14 protein-coding genes are annotated in these 17,293 nt (G+C 61.6%); 5 read left to right on the top strand and 9 right to left on the bottom strand.

The window, feature by feature from the left end; genetic code table 11:
- Nucleotides 1-66 precede the first annotated feature (66 nt).
- Complete coding sequence (locus tag OH764_RS03705) at nt 67-984, top strand: LysR family transcriptional regulator (RefSeq protein WP_498848062.1); 918 nt, start codon at nt 67-69, stop codon at nt 982-984.
- Nucleotides 985-1,067: 83 nt separating this feature from the next.
- On the opposite strand, the gene OH764_RS03700 is transcribed toward OH764_RS03705, so the two are convergent.
- The 4 genes from OH764_RS03700 to OH764_RS03685 form a co-directional block, all read right to left on the bottom strand.
- On the bottom strand, nt 1,068-2,183 hold the full coding sequence (locus OH764_RS03700) for an ABC transporter ATP-binding protein (protein ID WP_020065197.1): 1,116 nt from the start codon (nt 2,181-2,183) through the stop codon (nt 1,068-1,070).
- 113 nt (nt 2,184-2,296) lie between these two features.
- Complete coding sequence (locus tag OH764_RS03695) at nt 2,297-3,154, bottom strand: carbohydrate ABC transporter permease (RefSeq protein WP_020065196.1); 858 nt, start codon at nt 3,152-3,154, stop codon at nt 2,297-2,299.
- Nucleotides 3,144-4,082 (bottom strand): carbohydrate ABC transporter permease, encoded by a 939-nt coding sequence (locus OH764_RS03690; RefSeq protein WP_027775665.1) that lies wholly within the window; start codon nt 4,080-4,082, stop codon nt 3,144-3,146. The genes OH764_RS03695 and OH764_RS03690 overlap by 11 nt, the downstream gene beginning before the upstream one ends.
- 245 nt (nt 4,083-4,327) lie before the next feature.
- Nucleotides 4,328-5,575, bottom strand: a complete 1,248-nt coding sequence (locus OH764_RS03685) for an ABC transporter substrate-binding protein (protein WP_498848061.1) — start codon at nt 5,573-5,575, stop codon at nt 4,328-4,330.
- A 550-nt stretch (nt 5,576-6,125) separates the two neighbouring features.
- On the opposite strand from OH764_RS03685, the gene zwf reads away from it, so the two are divergent.
- From zwf to OH764_RS03665, 4 genes are all read left to right on the top strand, one after another.
- Nucleotides 6,126-7,589 (top strand): glucose-6-phosphate dehydrogenase, encoded by a 1,464-nt coding sequence (gene zwf, locus OH764_RS03680; protein WP_498848060.1) that lies wholly within the window; start codon nt 6,126-6,128, stop codon nt 7,587-7,589.
- Nucleotides 7,590-7,638: 49 nt separating this feature from the next.
- The gene (pgl, locus tag OH764_RS03675) at nt 7,639-8,385 is read left to right on the top strand and encodes a sugar phosphate isomerase family (RefSeq protein ID WP_498848059.1); all 747 of its coding nucleotides are present in this window, start codon (nt 7,639-7,641) and stop codon (nt 8,383-8,385) included.
- A complete protein-coding gene (locus OH764_RS03670) occupies nt 8,363-10,279 on the top strand; it encodes a bifunctional transcriptional regulator/glucokinase (RefSeq protein WP_498848058.1) in 1,917 nt (638 codons plus the stop codon). The genes pgl and OH764_RS03670 overlap by 23 nt, the downstream gene beginning before the upstream one ends.
- A gap of 161 nt (nt 10,280-10,440) precedes the next feature.
- The gene (locus OH764_RS03665; protein WP_498848057.1) at nt 10,441-11,367 is read left to right on the top strand and encodes a bestrophin family protein; all 927 of its coding nucleotides are present in this window, start codon (nt 10,441-10,443) and stop codon (nt 11,365-11,367) included.
- A 36-nt stretch (nt 11,368-11,403) separates the two neighbouring features.
- Here OH764_RS03665 and OH764_RS03660 read toward each other — a convergent pair whose 3' ends face one another.
- The 5 genes from OH764_RS03660 to apbC all read right to left on the bottom strand — a co-directional run bounded on the left by OH764_RS03660 (nt 11,404) and on the right by apbC (nt 17,204).
- Nucleotides 11,404-12,084, bottom strand: coding sequence for a lysozyme inhibitor LprI family protein (locus OH764_RS03660; protein ID WP_498848056.1), 681 nt, complete (start codon nt 12,082-12,084; stop codon nt 11,404-11,406).
- Between the two features lie 92 nt (nt 12,085-12,176).
- Complete coding sequence (locus OH764_RS03655; RefSeq protein WP_020065187.1) at nt 12,177-14,462, bottom strand: arginine/lysine/ornithine decarboxylase; 2,286 nt, start codon at nt 14,460-14,462, stop codon at nt 12,177-12,179.
- Nucleotides 14,463-14,549: 87 nt separating this feature from the next.
- Nucleotides 14,550-15,119: a dCTP deaminase gene (gene dcd, locus OH764_RS03650; RefSeq protein ID WP_006048517.1), complete on the bottom strand. Its 570-nt coding sequence runs from the start codon at nt 15,117-15,119 to the stop codon at nt 14,550-14,552.
- Between the two features lie 332 nt (nt 15,120-15,451).
- The gene (locus OH764_RS03645; protein ID WP_498848055.1) at nt 15,452-15,985 is read right to left on the bottom strand and encodes a superoxide dismutase family protein; all 534 of its coding nucleotides are present in this window, start codon (nt 15,983-15,985) and stop codon (nt 15,452-15,454) included.
- 130 nt (nt 15,986-16,115) lie between these two features.
- The gene (gene apbC, locus OH764_RS03640) at nt 16,116-17,204 is read right to left on the bottom strand and encodes an iron-sulfur cluster carrier protein ApbC (protein WP_498848054.1); all 1,089 of its coding nucleotides are present in this window, start codon (nt 17,202-17,204) and stop codon (nt 16,116-16,118) included.
- Nucleotides 17,205-17,293 lie beyond the last annotated feature (89 nt).

The raw sequence follows: 17,293 nt of genomic DNA, 5'->3' as shown, positions 1-17,293 counted from the left end.
AACATTAATTCGAGCCTATACACTTCACGTCGAACCTATTTCCGCCAATCACTCACAAGGCCAAACATGGACCGTTTCGAAGCGATGGAGATATTTACGCGTGTGGTGGAAGCGAACAGCTTCACCAAAGTATCCGAATCGCTCGACCTGCCGCGCGCTAAAGTCAGCCGGACGATTCAGGCGCTGGAAGAACACGTCGGCGTACGGCTGTTGAACCGCTCGACGCGCCAGGTCAGCGTCACCGAAGACGGCGCGCTTTTTTACGACCGCTGCGTGCGCATTCTGGCCGAAGTCGCCGACGCGGAGTCGTCGCTGTCGAACAAGCGCGAGAATCCGGTGGGCACGATTCGCGTCGATACGTCCGGCACGCTCGCCCGTGCGCTGCTTCTCCCCGCGCTCGACGATTTCTACCAGCGTTACCCCGAAATCGACGTGCGGCTCGGTCTCGCCGACCGCAACATCGACCTGATACAGGACGCCGTAGATTGCGTCATTCGCATGGGCACGCCCGAAGAGTCCAGTCTCGTCGCGCGGCGTATCGGCCAGGCGCGGATCGTCACGTGCGCGTCGCCCGCGTATCTGGAGAAACACGGCACGCCCATCACGCTCGATGAGTTGAGTGCGCACCACGCGGTCAACTATGTGTCGGCGCGAACCGGCAAGACCTTTCCGTTCGAATACGAAGTGAACGGTGAGATCGTCAAGGTCGCGATGAAAAGCGTGCTCGCGGTGAACGACGGCTCGGTCTACATTCGCGCGGGTGCGCTCGGCCACGGCATTATCCAGCCGTCGCGCTTCATGGTCGCGCACCTCATCGAGCGTGGCGTGCTCAAGGAAATCCTCACGAACTACACGAGTCCCAGCACACCGCTGTCGATCCTTTACGCGCACCGCCGCAATCTGAGTTCGCGGCTTCGCGCATTCACCGAATGGGTGACGGAGCTCGTGCGCAACAACCCGGATCTGCGCATACCAGACGCTTGACGACCTACAGCGAAAAGCCCCTTGCGTCTCGCGACACAAGGGGCTTTTTTTCATTCAGGCCAACAGCAGCAGTCAGAACCGGCTCAGGCGATCCGCTCTTCATTCGACGGATCGAACAACACCGCCTTCGACGTATCGAACAGCAGCGTCGTGTTCGTCAACGGCTGCGGGTTCGAAGCCGGGTGCACGCGGCTCACCACGCGCTTGCCGTTGACCTGCGCGAAGACTAGCGTGTCCGGACCGGTCGGCTCGATCACGTCGACCTTCACTTCGATCTGTTGCAGCCGGGCGTGGTCGCCGTGCGCGCCGCGCGCATCGGTAATGCGCTCCGGGCGCAGGCCGAGAATCACTTCACGTCCGACGTGCGACTTGACCTTTGCCGAATCGAACGGCAGGTTCAGCGCCGTGCGAGTGACGCCCGTATCCAGTTCGATACCGACGCCCGCGCCCTGCTCGACGAGCTTGCCCTGGATGAAGTTCATCGGCGGTGCGCCGATAAAGCCCGCCACGAAAAGGTTCGACGGCGAGTCGTAGATTTCCTGCGGGGCGCCGAACTGCTGCACGATGCCGTCTTTCATCACCGCGATGCGATCGCCGAGCGTCATTGCTTCGATCTGATCGTGCGTCACGTAGACGATCGTCGTGCCCAGACGCTGATGCAGCAGCTTGATCTCCGAACGCATCTCGATACGCAGCTTGGCGTCGAGGTTCGACAACGGTTCGTCGAACAGGAACATCACCGGGTCACGCGCGAGAGCACGGCCCATCGCCACGCGCTGACGCTGGCCGCCGGACAGCTGGCCGGGCTTGCGATCCAGCAGGTGCGTGATCTGCAGCGTGTTCGACACACGGTCGACGATCTGCGCCTGCTCCTGCTTTGGCACCTTGCGAATGTTCAGGCCGAACGAGATGTTCTCGCGCACCGTCATGGACGGATACAGCGCGTACGACTGGAACACCATCGCGATGTCGCGATCTTTCGGCGACAGGTTGTTCACGGTCTTGCCGTCGATCTGAATTTCGCCTTTGGTCACGGTTTCGAGACCGGCGATCATGTTGAGAAGCGTCGACTTACCGCAGCCCGAGCCGCCGACGAGAATCAGGAACTGGCCGTCTTCGATGTCGATGTTGACACCCTTCAGGACCGGCACCCCATTCGGGTAAGTCTTGTACACGTCACGGATGGAAAGGCTTGCCATGCTGTGAATCCTCTTGTCTCTGGTACTGCTTGAAAACGTCTTGTCGGTGACGGAGGTGCTGGGTGCCTTTCATGCACGAAGCAGCCGCCGCGCTCGGATGGTCTAGCCTGGGTTCAACCCTTCACCGCGCCTGCCGTCAGGCCGCGCACGAAATAGCGCCCGGCGACGATGTAGACCAGCAAGGTCGGCAACGCGGCGATGATCGCGCCGGCCATGTCCACGTTGTATTCCTTCACGCCGGTGGAGGTGTTCACGAGGTTGTTCAGCGCCACCGTGATCGGCATGGAATCGACGCCGGAGAACACGATCCCGAACAGGAAGTCATTCCAGATCTGCGTGAATTGCCAGATCAGGCACACCATGAAAATCGGCAGCGAGACCGGCAGCAGGATCTTCGTAAAGATCGTGAAGAAACCCGCGCCGTCGATGCGCGCCGCCTTCACGAGTTCAGCCGGAATGCTGACGTAGAAGTTGCGGAAGAACATCGTAGTGAATGCGATACCGTAGATCACGTGCACGACCACCAGACCGGTCGTGGTGTTCGACAGGCCGAGAAAGCCTTCGAAACGCGCCATCGGCAAAAGGATCGCCTGAAACGGAATGAAGCAGCCGACCAGCAGCATTGTGAAGATCGGATCGGCGCCGCGAAAACGCCAGTGCGTGAGCACATAACCGTTGAACGCGCCGATGATCGACGAGAGCAGAACCGCCGGAATCACCATGCGCACCGAGTTCATGAAGAACGGCTGCATGCCGTCGCAACGCACGCCGGTACACGCACCGCTCCATGCCTTGATCCAGGGCTCCACGGTCCAGTGCGAAGGCGGAGTAAGCAGGTTGCCGGTGCGCAACTGGTCGATGTCCTTGAACGACGTCGACAGCATCACATACAGCGGAAACAGGAAGTACAGGGCAAACAGGACCAGAGCCGCGTAAATGACGGCACGGCTGATCGTCATCTTAGGCTGCATTGCGGGTGCTCCTCGATTCCAGATACATGAGCGGCACGAGCACGGCCACGACGGTTGCGAGCATCATCATCGACGATGCCGCGCCGACGCCGAGCTGCCCGCGATTGAACGAAAACGTGTACATGAAAATGGCCGGCAGCGACGACGACGTGCCAGGACCGCCCGCCGTCAAAGCGACGACCAGGTCGAATGTCTTGATCGTGATATGGCAGAGGATCAGCAGCACCGAGAAGAACACCGGACGCATGCTCGGAATCACGATCTTGCGGTAGATGGTGGGCAGATTCGCGCCGTCCATCTGCGCGGCCTTGAAGATTTCACCGTCGACACCGCGCAGACCGGCAAGGAACAGCGCCATCACGAAGCCGGTGGACTGCCACACCGCCGCGATCACGACGCAGAAAATCGCCTTGTCGGGGTCGCCGAGCCAACTGAACGAAAAGCTCGTCCAGCCCCAGTCGTGGAAAACCTTTTCGAGGCCGATGCTCGGCGTCATGATCCATTGCCACGCCGTGCCGGTCACGATGAACGACAACGCCATCGGATAAAGAAACACGGCGCGCAGCGCGCCTTCATTGCGGATCTGCTGATCGAGCAGGATCGCAAGGAAGAGGCCGAGGCCGATACAGATGCCGATGAACGGGATGCCGAACCAGCCCAGATTGGCTGCCGACGTCCAGAACACGTCGTTATCGAACAGTTCGCGATAACGGTCGAGACCGACAAATTCATAACGAGGCATCAGCCGCGAATTGGACAGCGACAGATAGCCTGTGATGGCGATAAAACCATAGACAAATACCAGACTGATCACGACGCTGGGTGCGAGCACCAGCTTCGGAATCCAGCGATCGGCAAGGGCCGCCATGGGCGACACGCGGCGGGCGGCGCTGGCCGTTTTCCCGTTTCCGCTGATAGAAGCAGTCACTACTCGACTCCTGCTGAAACTGTACCGTCTGGCCAATCACGTCGACGCACGGCCAACCGGCAATGTGAGAACGTGACAAACGCGAGGCCGCAACGGCATAGGTGTGACTCTATGAAACCCAGGGTGAAACCGCTTGCATCGGGACGCCCGCATTGCAGAAAGCGCACATCGCGCGACGCGAACCGACACCATCAGCGGCGCGAAGCGGCGCGTCCGATCCCGGACGCGCCGCTTCGCTACTTCACTTACTTGGTCTTCGCTGCCTTCGCGAGCGCCGCAACTGCGCTCTTCGAATCCTGCTGCGAGTTCATGAACTTCGTGACCACGTCGGAGATCGCGCCGGCTGCTGCATCGGGTTGAGCCATGCCGTGTGCGAGCGACGGCACATAGCCGCCCGACTTGATCGCGACCTGTTCATCCGCATACGACTTCTTCGCGCAGTCGTCGAACTTGGCCATCGACACGCCCAGACGAACCGGAATCGAACCCTTGTTCAGGCTGAACTGTTCCTGGAAGTCCGGCGACATGATGGTCTTCGCGAGCGCGAGTTGGCCAGGCGTTGCCGTCTTCTGGCCTTTCTGCTGGAAGAACACGAACGAGTCGACGTTGAACGTGTAAGCCTTTTCCGTGCCCGGCACTGCTGCGCACACGTAGTCCGAGCCCGACTTCTTGCCGGCATTGGCGAATTCGCCCTTCGCCCAGTCGCCCATGAACTGCATGCCGGCCTTGCCGTTGATGACCATTGCCGTAGCCAGGTTCCAGTCACGGCCCGTGCGGCCCGCGTCGAAGTAACCCTGGATCTTGCGGACCGTGTCGAACACGCCGACCATCTTGTCCGACGTCAGCGTCTTTTCGTCGAGGTCGACCAGCGCCTTCTTGTAGAAGTCCGCACCTTGCGACAGAACCACGTCTTCCCACAGCGTCAAGTCTTGCCACGGCTGGCCGCCCATCGCGATCGGCTGGATGCCTGCGGCCTTCATCTTGTCGGCCACCGCGAAGAACTCAGGCCACGTGGTCGGCACCTTGCCGCCTGCCTTGTCGAGCGCTGCCTTGTTGATGTACAGCCAGTTCACGCGATGCACCGAGAACGGCGCAGCGACGTAGTGACCGTCCGCGTGCATGATCTTGTCGATTTCCGGCGGTAGATTCTTCTTCCAGTCGCCGGCGACGGAGTCGATCGGCACCAGCACGCCTTGCGAAGCCCAATCCTGAATCAGCGGGCCCTTGATCTGCGCAGCGCTCGGTGCGTTGCCCGAGATCACCTGCGTCTTGAGTGCCGTCATGGCAGCCGCGCCCGCGCCACCTGCAACCGCAAAGTCCTTCCACGTGTAACCCTGCTTCGTCATGTCGTCCTTGAGGACGCCGACGGCTTTCGATTCACCGCCCGAAGTCCACCAGTGCAACACTTCGACCGACTCGGCTGCTTGCACGGCCGAGACGCCACACATCAGACCTGCGGCGCACAAAGCGCCCATGATCGCGCGAAATTTCATTGCTTATCTCCTCCAGACACCTGAACAAAAAACAAATGGCCCCTGATGTCGCCAGGGTGCTGTGGTTGGTTCAAACAGGCAAAACACTGGGCGATCGAGCACGGTCGGGCGCATGCGCGAGGCATGCGCCGGCGGACCGATGTCCGGCCGCTGGAAGCTCAAGAGATGAGTGGTTCGGGATGCAACTGACTGTCTCCTCTTTTGATTTTTGCCTGCCCGCTTCGCGCGGCAGACTCGAGGTGCCTTGCACGTCAACAGAGGAATCCGCTTGCCGGCCCTGCACTCCCCGGCTTTCTGTAACGGTTGCCGGGACAGGCTGGCCCATGCCGGCACGCAATGTCCGTTAACATGCAGGGAACGCCTGCCGATTCGCGAAAACGCGCAACTGACCTGACAGCGCACGCTTTTTTCATCGAATTAGCGCTACCTCTTGATTTGGATTGTAGTTAAACTACAATTCAGTGTCAAAAAATATTTTATCGGACTACGGTCGCCCTTTTCACGGCAGTGAACGGTCAGCGCGGCGGCCCCAGGACATCGACGGAGACTCATGCAAACCGATTCAAGCTTCACCTTCGTTCTCTTCGGCGGAACCGGCGATCTGTCGATGCGCAAGATTCTCCCCGCACTGTTTGAAGCGCACCGTGCGGGTGGCATGCTGGCCGACAGCGGCAAGATCGTCGCGGTGGCTCGCCATGCTGCGGATCGCGGCGAGTACATCCAATGGGTCAACGAGCACGTCAGGCCGCATGTGTCGAAGAATGGTGTCGATGAAACGGCATGGTCCAGCTTTCTCGAACGCATCGAGTTCGTGAACATCGACCTGGGCAATCCGGAAGACTTCACGCTGCTGCGCGACGCGGTGAAAGACCTGCCCGGCATTCGCGTTTTTTATCTGGCTACCGGTCCGTCGCTGTTCGTGCCGATCTGCCGCGCCCTCGCGTCGGTGGGTCTTAACGAAAACGCGCGCATCGTGCTGGAAAAGCCGCTCGGCTACGACCTCAAGTCGTCGAATGCAATTAATGATGCAGTCGGCGAAATCTTCGCTGAAGAACAGATCTACCGTATCGACCACTATCTCGGCAAAGAACCCGTGCAGAACCTGCTGGCGCTGCGCTTTGGCAATGCGCTGTTCGAGCCGCTGTGGCGTCGCGAGTGGGTGGAAAGCATTCAGATCACAATTGCAGAAGAGCTCGGTGTCGAGGCGCGCGGTGATTTCTATGACAATACCGGCGCGCTGCGCGACATGGTGCAGAACCATTTGCTGCAATTGCTTTCGATCGTCGCAATGGAACCGCCGCATTCGATGGACTCCGACTCGGTGCGCGACGAAAAGCTGCGCGTGCTGCGCGCGTTGAAGCCAATCGATCCGCTGAACATCGGCAAGGTTGCGGTGCGCGGTCAGTACCATGCCGGCGGAATTCGCGGTAACCCGGTCCCCGCCTATGCGACGGAACCGGGCGTGAAGCCGAACAGCACGACCGAAACCTTCGTCGCGTTGAAGGTCGAGATAGAAAACTGGCGTTGGGCCGGCGTGCCCTTTTTCCTGCGCACGGGCAAAAGGCTGGCGGACCGCGTCGCGGAAATCGTCGTGAATTTCCGCCCGGTGCCGCATTCGGCGTTGGGTGCTTCGGCGTTGCGCGCAGGCGCTAATCGTCTGGTGATCCGCTTGCAGCCGAACGAATCGATTCGTCTGTACTGTCTTGCGAAGCAGCCCGGCGAAGGCATGAATCTCGCAAGCGTCCACCTGGATCTCGCGTTCGACCAGTTTTTCCGCGAAGGGCAGATGGAAGCGTACCAACGCCTCTTGCTCGACGTGATCAACGGCCGTCTCGCACTCTTCGTGCGGCGCGACGAACAGGAAGCCGCGTGGCGCTGGGTCGAACCGATTCTGAACGAATGGAAGGCTTCGAACAAACCGCCGAAGCCTTATGCTGCGGGCACATGGGGTCCTGCCGCCGCGAGCGCGATGCTTGCGCAGCACGGTACCTGCTGGCTCGAGGAAGAGAACTGATTCGCGGCGGATTTCCGCAGCTCTAACAAAAAAGCAGCACGGAGGAGAAGTGATCGAGCTTCACGCTTTCGACGATCAACGCGCCCAATCGGACGCGTTGGCGAAGGCCGTAGGCGACGCGTTGCATGCATCGCTGGCCGCACAGACGGCAACGTCAGACGCCGGTATATCCGGCGCGTCCACAGCCGGTACGTCCACAGGCGGCGCCCGCCCGGCCCTGCTCGCCGTGTCCGGCGGCAGCAGTCCGCGCCCCTTCCTGCAGACGTTATCCACCCAAAGCTTCGACTGGCCGCACATTGCGGTGACACTGGTCGACGATCGCTGGGTGCCCGAGACGGACAGCGCGAGCAACTCGCAACTGGTGCACGCCACGTTGCTGCAGAACGCCGCGAAGAACGCGACGTTCTGGCCGCTCGTCGACACCTCGCAGGATCTGCACGCGCATGTCGCCGCGCTGAACGCCGACCCGCGTTTCGCCAGCGTGCCCGACGTCGCGATACTCGGCATGGGCGAAGACGGCCACACCGCGTCTATCTTCGCCGATGCGCCTGAATGGGATCACGCCATCAGCACGACTGAGCGATTCGTCGCCGTGCATCCCGGCAGTGCGCCGCATGCACGCGTGAGCTGGTCGCTCTCCGCGCTCAAGGAAGTGAAGCACCTGTTTTTGCTGATTGCCGGACCGCGCAAGATGGACGTGCTGAACGCCGCTGCATCTTCGCTACAAAAAAATGCCATCTCGCAGTTGGCGAACGACAAGGGAGTGAGACTCGATGTCTACTGGTGTGCAAACTAAGGCTGTTCCGGGCGCGGGCCAGCACGCCGATGGACCGAGGCTGCTGGCCGACATCGGCGGCACGAATGCGCGCTTTGCGCTGGAAACCGGACCGGGCGAGATCGGCTCGGTGCACGTCTATCCGTGCGCGGATTACCCCGGCGTCGCTGAAGTTATCAAGAAGTACCTGAAGGACACAAAGATCGGCCGCGTGAATCACGCGGCGATTGCGATTGCGAACCCGGTCGACGGCGATCAGGTCAGCATGACGAATCACGACTGGAGCTTTTCGATCGAAGCCACGCGCCGTGCGCTCGGCTTCGACACGCTGCTCGTCGTAAACGACTTCACCGCGCTCGCCATGGCCCTGCCCGGCCTGACGGACGCGCAACGCGTGCAGGTCGGCGGCGGCACGCGCCGTCCGAACAGCGTGATCGGCCTGCTCGGTCCGGGCACCGGTATGGGCGTGTCGGGCCTTATTCCTGCCGACGACCGCTGGATCGCGCTCGGCAGCGAAGGCGGTCACGCCACATTTGCGCCGGCCGACGAGCGTGAAGACATCGTGCTGCAGTACGCGCGCAAGAAATGGTCGCATGTGTCGTTCGAACGCGTGGCCGCGGGGCCCGGCATCGAAGTCATTTACCGCGCGCTGGCGGGCCGCGACAAGAAGCGCGTAGCGGCAAACGTCGACACCGTCGAGATCGTCAAACGCGCGTTGCAAGGCGAGCCGCTTGCGGCTGAATCCATCGACGTGTTCTGCGGCATACTCGGCACGTTTGCGGGCAATATCGCGGTGACGCTCGGCGCGCTCGGCGGCATCTATATCGGCGGCGGCGTCGTCCCGCGGCTCGGCGAAATCTTCGCGCGCTCGTCGTTTCGCAAACGCTTCGAGGCGAAAGGCCGCTTCGAGGCGTATCTGCAGAACGTGCCGACTTACGTGATCACCGCGGAATATCCGGCGTTTCTCGGCGTGTCCGCGATCCTCGCCGAACAGCTGTCGAATCGCGCGGGCGGCAGTTCGTCGGCGGTATTCGAACGGATCCGGCAGATGCGCGACGCGCTGACGCCGGCCGAGCGCCGCGTCGCCGATCTCGCGCTGAACCATCCGCGCTCGATCATCAACGACCCGATTGTGGACATTGCCCGCAAGGCCGACGTCAGCCAACCGACTGTGATCCGCTTCTGCCGCTCGCTCGGTTGTCAGGGTTTGTCGGACTTCAAGCTGAAGCTTGCAACGGGTTTGACCGGCACCATTCCGGTGAGCCACAGCCAGGTGCATCTCGGCGATACGGCAACGGACTTCGGCGCAAAGGTCCTCGACAACACCGTGTCGGCCATTCTGCAATTGCGCGAGCATCTGAACTTCGACCAGGTCGAACGCGCGATCGATCTGTTGAACGGCGCGCGGCGCATCGAGTTCTACGGACTCGGCAATTCGAACATCGTCGCGCAGGACGCGCACTACAAGTTCTTCCGCTTCGGCATTCCGACCATTGCGTACGGCGATCTGTACATGCAGGCCGCTTCGGCTGCGTTGCTCGGCAAGGGCGACGTGATCGTCGCCGTGTCGAAGTCGGGCCGCGCGCCCGAGCTGCTGCGCGTGCTCGACGTCGCGATGCAGGCAGGCGCGAAGGTGATTGCGATTACGTCGAGCAACACGCCGCTTGCCAAGCGCGCGACGGTCGCGCTCGAAACCGATCACATTGAAATTCGCGAGTCGCAACTCTCGATGATTTCGCGAATTCTGCATCTGGTGATGATCGACATTCTCGCGGTCGGCGTGGCAATTCGCCGCGCAGTGCCGAGCGCGGACGTTGCGGAGACGGTGGCGAAAGCACGTCAAGGCGCCGACGACGACGCCACCGCAGTGCTCGACTGGCTCAGTCACGGCGCGGCTTCATCGGCGCGCGATTGATGCACGATTGATGTCCCGTATGAAGGTCACGCTATGCCGTGGCCTTCGCCCGATTTCGGGAATCTGGACACAAGCATTGCCTGTGCGAGTACGCGCTTCAATGGCGCGACTCGAACAACAAGCGATAATAGAAACTCCATCGCTCACGGCAAAGCACACCGATGATCATCCGTCCGCATCTCCATTGGTTCCGCATGCTGCTCGCCTGGCGCGGCTCGGTGCTTCCGCAGTTGCTTCCCCGGCTCTTCCTGATTTTCGCGATCTCGGTCGTTGCGGTCGCGGCGCACGATCATCTTCTGCCCATCTCGCTGAACCTCAACACGACTGCGCCGTTCTCGCTCGTCGGCATCGCTCTCGCGGTGTTTCTTGGCTTTCGAAACAACGCCAGCTATGACCGTTGGTGGGAAGCGCGCAAGCTCTGGGGTCAATTGTTGAACGACGCGCGTTCGCTCGCTCGCCAGGCGCTGACCTTGCGAACGACGCAGTTGCCGAAAGAAAACCTGGCCGAGTTTTTCGCCGCGTTGGGCGCGTTGCCGCATGCACTGCGCCATCAGCTTCGCAGGAGCGATCCGCGCGAGGACCTCGCCGCACGCCTGCCGCCTGCGCTGTTCGAACGCGTTATGACATCGCGCTACAAACCGGCAACGTTGATGCTGGTTCTTGGCGAATGGGTGCAGCGCGAGGCGCAAAAGGGCTCAATTGATCCGCTGGCCGTACTCGCGCTCGACCGGAATCTGAATGGACTGTCGGATGTGATCGGCGGGTGCGAGCGCATCGCGTCGACGCCGTTGCCGTTTGCCTACTCGGTGATGATTCACCGCACCGTGTACTTCTTCTGCGCGTCGTTGCCGTTTGGACTCGTCGACAGCATCGGCATTTTCACGCCGGTGTTCGCGGTGTTCGTCGCGTACACGTTCATGGCGCACGAAGCGATCGCGTCACAAATCGAGGAGCCGTTCGGCACCGACGACAACGACCTTGCGCTGAGTACCATGTCTTTCATCATTGAAGACGCACTGCGCGATATGCGCGGCGAACCCGCGGTCACGCTGCCCGACCCGCAAGCCGAAAGCTACGCGCTAACCTGAGCGTTCCGATGAGGCAGCGGCTGTCCGCTCGCAGGTCTAGTCGTTGCCGACTGTTTCCGACAAACGCTTGAGCGTCGCCACACGCGCACCGATGATGTCGATGCGACCGCGCTCGTCGACGACCGGCGTGGTCGCGTTCAGATACGCGGTCCACGCCTTTTGTGCGCGCGTCAGCGTGGGACGGGAGCGCGCCGGCATCTTTGCCTGCAGACGGCGATAGTAGCGATTCAGGTCGAACATCGCGTGTTCGCAGCGCGCGTCCGAACGGCAAGCGCGCAGGCGGCTCGGAGGATCGCCGCCACCCGCACTTGCCTTCGCGACCGCACTGCGCAGCGCGAGAGCCCGGTCACGCACCGGCTGCAATTGCATATCGGCTTCGACAAGCACATACATCGTGCCGCGCGTGGTGGCGAATACCGCCGCGAGCAGTTGCGTTTCGGCATCGCGCGAAGCCTGCCAGCTTGCCTGACTCTTTTCCCATTGCTTGCGCCGCGCCGGCGGCAACTCAGGCTGCAACTGCTGCCATGCGTTGTCCATAGCGGTCTTCCAGCCGATGCGCGCAGTTTCCATGCACTGCACCTGTCCCATCGTCGACGACATATCGCTGCGCGCCAGACACGTGCGCATCGCCGCATCGATCGGATCGGCAGCGGCGACTTCAGCGCGCGCGGCGAGCGGCGCGACGCCGAGCAGCAGCGCGCAGGTCAACGTGCGCATCAGTGCGCGCTGTGCTGCTCGCACCCAAGCCGGCGCACGCGACTCGCGTCGCCGGCCCCGGTTGCTCCCGAGGAACGTCATGAAGCGCATTGTCAGACGCGTACGCAATCGACGAAATATTCGATGCGTCCGTTGATCATCTCGCCGACGAGCCCGTGAATGTCCGTGTGGAAACCCGGGAAACGCTCGTTGAATTCACGCGCGAATCGCAGATAGTTGACGATGGTCTTGTTAAAGCGCTCGCCCGGAATCAGCAACGGAATGCCCGGCGGGTACGGCGTCAACAGAATCGACGTGACGCGGCCTTCCAGTTCGTCGATGGGTACGCGGTCGATCTCACGGTGCGCGAGCTTCGCGAACGCGTCGGAGGGCTTCATCGCCGGCTCCATGCTCGACAGGTACATCTCGGTCGTGAGACGCGCAATGTCGTTCGCGCGGTAGACGCTGTGGATCTGCTGGCACAGGTCGCGCAAACCGACACGCTCATAAGTCGGGTGCAGCGCGACGAAGTCCGGCAACACGCGCCATAACGGCTGGTTGTTGTCGTAGTCGTCCTTGAACTGCTGGAGCTCCGTCACCATCGAATTCCAGCGGCCCTTCGTGATGCCGATCGTGAACATGATGAAGAACGAATACAGCCCGGTCTTCTCGACGATGATGCCGTGCTCGGCGAGGTACTTCGTCACGATCGCGGCCGGAATGCCCGTCTCGCCGAAACCGCCGTCCATGTCCAGACCCGGCGTGACGATGGTCGCCTTGATCGGATCGAGCATGTTGAAGCCTTCGGCAAGCGGTCCGAAACCGTGCCAGGAATCGTTCGGACGAAGCATCCAGTCTTCGCGCGAACCGATGCCTTCGTCGGCGAACTGGTCCGGGCCCCAGACCTTGAAGAACCAGTCGTCGCCGTATTCCGTATCGACCTTGGTCATCGCGCGGCGGAAGTCCAGCGCTTCCGCAATCGACTCTTCGACGAGAGCGGTGCCGCCGGGCGCTTCCATCATGGCCGCGGCCACGTCGCACGACGCGATGATCGCGTATTGCGGGCTCGTCGACGTATGCATCAGATACGCCTCGTTGAAGCGGTGCTTGTCGAAGCGGCTGTTCTTCGAATCCTGCACGACGATCTGCGACGCCTGCGAAATGCCGGCCAGCAGCTTGTGCGTGGAGTGCGTGGCGAAGACCATTGCGCCGATGCGCGGTCGGCCCGCGCCGATCGCATGCATGTCCTGATAGAACTCGTGGAACTCGGCATGCGGCAGCCACGCTTCGTCGAAGTGAAGCGTATCCAGCCACTCGCCCAACATTTCCTTGATCATCTCGACGTTATAAATCACGCCGTCATACGTGCTTTGCGTGATCGTCAGAATGCGCGGCTTGAGGTCGGGATTTTTCGCCAGCGCTTCGCGTGCGAACGGATTCGCCTCGATCTTTCTGCGGATGTTTTCCGGCTCGAATTCCGACCGCGGAATCGGGCCGATGATGCCGAAGTTGTTGCGCGTCGGCGTGAGGAAAACGGGAATCGCGCCGGTCATCGTGATCGCGTGAAGGATCGACTTGTGGCAGTTGCGGTCGACCAGCACGATATCGCCCGGCGCGACCGTGCCGTGCCAGACGATCTTGTTCGAGGTCGACGTGCCGTTGGTCACGAAGAACACATGGTCCGCGCTGAAGATGCGCGCGGCGTTGCGCTCGGAAGCCGCAACGGGGCCGGTGTGATCGAGCAGTTGCCCGAGTTCGTCCACGGCGTTGCAGACGTCCGCGCGCAGCATGTTTTCGCCGAAGAACTGATGGAACATCTGACCGAGCGGGCTCTTCAGGAACGCGACGCCCCCGGAGTGGCCAGGACAGTGCCACGAGTACGAGCCTTCGTCCGCGTACTGCACCAGTTCCTTGAAGAACGGCGGCGCGAGCGAGTCCAGATAAACCTTGGTCTCGCGGATGATATGGCGCGCGACGAACTCCGGCGTGTCCTCGAACATATGGATGAAGCCGTGCAGTTCGCGCAGGATGTCGTTCGGCAAGTGGCGGGACGTACGCGTTTCGCCGTACAGGAAGATCGGAATGTCCGCGTTGCGGCGGCGCACTTCCGTCACGAACGCGCGCAGCGCGACGATGGCGGCGGCCAGTTCCGGCGTTTCCCCTTCAACCACGACGTTTTCGACGTAGGGCAGCAGCTCGTCGTCGTCGATCGACAGGATGAAGCACGACGCGCGGCTCGACTGCTGTGCGAACGAAGTCAAATCGCCGTAGCTCGTCAACCCGAGCACTTCCGCGCCTTCTTTCTCGATTGCTTCGGCCAAAGCCCGGATGCCGGAACCTGAGATGTTCTCGGAGCGGAAATCTTCGTCGATGATGACGACGGGAAAACGGAACTTCATGGGCGATTCTCCAAAAAGAACGACCGCTGCACTGGATAGATTGCAGCGGTCACCCGGTGTACCTGGTGAGTCAATGCGCTGCCGGCGTCACGTCTTCGGCAACGTGACCCCGTGCTGACCTTGATATTTGCCGCCGCGATCCGCGTACGACGTTTCACAAATCTCGTCGCTTTCGAAAAACAGCACCTGGGCGACGCCTTCGTTCGCGTAGATTTTCGCAGGCAACGGTGTCGTATTCGAGAATTCGAGCGTGACGTGACCTTCCCATTCCGGCTCGAACGGCGTGACGTTCACGATGATGCCGCAGCGCGCGTAAGTGGATTTGCCGAGACACACGGTCAGTACCGAGCGCGGAATACGGAAATACTCGACCGTGCGGGCGAGCGCGAACGAATTAGGCGGGATGATGCAGACGTCGCCCTTGAAGTCCACGAACGATTTCTCATCGAAATTTTTCGGATCGACAATGGTCGAGTTGATGTTCGTGAAGATCTTGAATTCGTCGGCGCAGCGAATGTCGTAGCCGTAGCTCGATGTGCCGTAACTGACGATCTTCCGGCCGTCTTCGGAGACGCGAACCTGATCGGGCACGAACGGCTCGATCATTTTGTGCGACTCGGCCATGCGCCGGATCCACTTGTCGGATTTGATGGTCATAGGTGAACGCTGCTCGACGTGAATAACAGGGGTGTGACGGATAACAACCCGGCGCGTGCCGGGCACGTTGCGGCCGGTTGTCCCACTTTCAGGGCCGGTTTGGCCGGTGCGCCCCGCAAGAAGCTGCCCGGGGCCGTATTGGCGATGACGCCGGCCGCCGCGGCGAAAGGCGCTTATTTTACGCGATCACGAGGATGCTGCCGCACATGCGCGCCACTGATAAGCGGCAGCGAGCCGCCGGGGTCTGCTTTCAGCTGCTTTCGTCCGCGTTTCAGCCGTTTCCGGCAGCCTGGCCACGGGCTGGGGCAACGAGGCAACCACGCGGTAGTCCGTCATTGGCGGATCAAACCGCAAGCGAGTGCGGGACCCGCGCCATGCTGCGGATACGCGTAGGGATCGGTTGCGTCGTGATGCAGCAGCACCGCGCGCTGCAGGACCGAGCGGATACCGTCGAGCGAGACGTCCGGGGCAACGATGAAGCCGGTTGCCACGCCGTTCGCGTCCGCATGAATGTTGCCGAGATCGCCTTCGACGCGCGCGCCCGCCTTCAGACGCTCGGCAGCCGGTGAGAACACCTGGCCGGCGCTGGAGCCGTCGGTGGCGTTGCAGTCGCCGCGCTCGTGAACCTGAAGCGCGTGATCGCTGTTAGGCGGCAAGCCCGCGAGATTGTAGGTAACCTGAACGCCGTCCGAGCGCTCGATGAACGTAACGAGGCCGCGCGCCTGATTGCCCACGGTAGGCAGCAACTGCGCGTCGGCGCGCTTTTCCTGTGGTCTCAGGAAAGCGCTGCACCCGCATAACAGCACACTGCTGGCAGTCAGGACGATGAAAGCATGCACCGCCTGCCAGTCGATTCGTTTTCCCATGCGATCCTCGTGCCGGCTGGCGGCCGCCCCTGCGGTTGCCGAGCCGAACCTGTGAAGTCGACATGATACCGCGAGACCAGGCGCGAATAGACGCCCCCGGCCCCCTTTCGCCCATCCTTTGAAGGGCCCGTCAGGTGTTCTGCACGACGATATTGGGAAATTTGGACGTCATGTCGCGGGCGCGCTCGGCGATATGAACCGCGACCTTGCGCGCGATCGTGCGGTAAATCTCCGCAATGCGCCCTTGCGGATCGGCCACTACAGTAGGCCGGCCCGAGTCGGCCTGCTCGCGGATCGCAATGTCGAGCGGCAGGCTCCCGAGCACGTCGACGCCATATTCCTTGCCCATGCGCTCGCCGCCTCCCGAGCCGAAGATATGCTCCTCATGGCCGCAATTCGAACAGATATGCATGGCCATATTTTCGACGATGCCGAGAATCGGAATGCCGACTTTCTCGAACATTTTCAGGCCCTTGCGGGCGTCGAGCAACGCAATGTCCTGCGGCGTGGTGACGATCACGGCGCCGGTCACCGGCACGCGTTGCGAGAGCGTCAACTGGATGTCCCCGGTGCCCGGCGGCATATCGACGATCAGGTAATCGAGATCGCGCCAGTTGGTCTGCCGCAGCAGCTGTTCGAGCGCCGACGTCGCCATCGGGCCGCGCCACACCATCGGGTTGTCCTGCTCGATCAGAAAGCCGATGGAATTGGCCTGCAGACCGTGGCCCGTCATCGGGTTCATGGTCTTCTCGTCCGGCGATTCGGGGCGCCCTTCGATGCCTAGCATCAGCGGCAGCGAGGGTCCGTAGATATCGGCGTCGAGTATGCCGACCGACGCGCCCTCGCTAGCCAGCGCCAGCGCCAGGTTAACGGCGGTCGTGCTCTTGCCGACGCCACCCTTGCCTGACGCCACGGCCACGATATTTTTAACATTCGGCAAGAGTTTCACGCCGCGCTGCACCGTATGCGCCGCGATTTCCTGCGACAACTGAATGTGCGTCTGTGCCACGCCCGGCACGGCCTGCAACGCGTCGGCGAACTGCTTGCGGATGGCCTCGAACTGGCGCATGGCCGGATAGCCGAGTACCACCGCGACGCTAACCGTGTCACCCTCCACGGCTACGTTTTTAATGTTCCTGGCTGCGGCATACGGCCGGCCGGTGTTGGGGTCAGTGACGGCTGCGAGGGCAGCGTCGACCAAAGCCCGATCGATACTCATTGACACTCCAAGGGAACACCTGCGGCGCGGCGCAATCGAAGCTTCGGCCACGCGCCGGAATTGCAAGAAATTGTTAGACAGCATTGCGA

This window comes from Burkholderia sp. M6-3, from assembly GCF_050858985.1.
In the GTDB taxonomy this organism is placed as follows: Bacteria; Pseudomonadota; Gammaproteobacteria; order Burkholderiales; family Burkholderiaceae; genus Paraburkholderia; species Paraburkholderia caledonica.
Note: the sequence above shows the minus strand (reverse complement) of the source record. Positions and strands in the feature narration are given on the sequence as shown.

Excerpts from the sequence above, each read along its gene's own strand:
- OH764_RS03705 (WP_498848062.1), top strand. The coding sequence starts at position 67 with ATGGACCGTTTCGAAGCGATGGAGATATTTACGCGTGTGGTGGAAGCG.
- OH764_RS03700 (WP_020065197.1), bottom strand. The coding sequence starts at position 2,183 with ATGGCAAGCCTTTCCATCCGTGACGTGTACAAGACTTACCCGAATGGG.
- OH764_RS03695 (WP_020065196.1), bottom strand. The coding sequence starts at position 3,154 with ATGCAGCCTAAGATGACGATCAGCCGTGCCGTCATTTACGCGGCTCTG.
- OH764_RS03685 (WP_498848061.1), bottom strand. The coding sequence starts at position 5,575 with ATGAAATTTCGCGCGATCATGGGCGCTTTGTGCGCCGCAGGTCTGATG.
- zwf (WP_498848060.1), top strand. The coding sequence starts at position 6,126 with ATGCAAACCGATTCAAGCTTCACCTTCGTTCTCTTCGGCGGAACCGGC.
- OH764_RS03670 (WP_498848058.1), top strand. The coding sequence starts at position 8,363 with ATGTCTACTGGTGTGCAAACTAAGGCTGTTCCGGGCGCGGGCCAGCAC.
- OH764_RS03665 (WP_498848057.1), top strand. The coding sequence starts at position 10,441 with ATGATCATCCGTCCGCATCTCCATTGGTTCCGCATGCTGCTCGCCTGG.
- OH764_RS03660 (WP_498848056.1), bottom strand. The coding sequence starts at position 12,084 with ATGCGCACGTTGACCTGCGCGCTGCTGCTCGGCGTCGCGCCGCTCGCC.
- OH764_RS03655 (WP_020065187.1), bottom strand. The coding sequence starts at position 14,462 with ATGAAGTTCCGTTTTCCCGTCGTCATCATCGACGAAGATTTCCGCTCC.
- dcd (WP_006048517.1), bottom strand. The coding sequence starts at position 15,119 with ATGACCATCAAATCCGACAAGTGGATCCGGCGCATGGCCGAGTCGCAC.
- OH764_RS03645 (WP_498848055.1), bottom strand. The coding sequence starts at position 15,985 with ATGGGAAAACGAATCGACTGGCAGGCGGTGCATGCTTTCATCGTCCTG.
- apbC (WP_498848054.1), bottom strand. The coding sequence starts at position 17,204 with ATGAGTATCGATCGGGCTTTGGTCGACGCTGCCCTCGCAGCCGTCACT.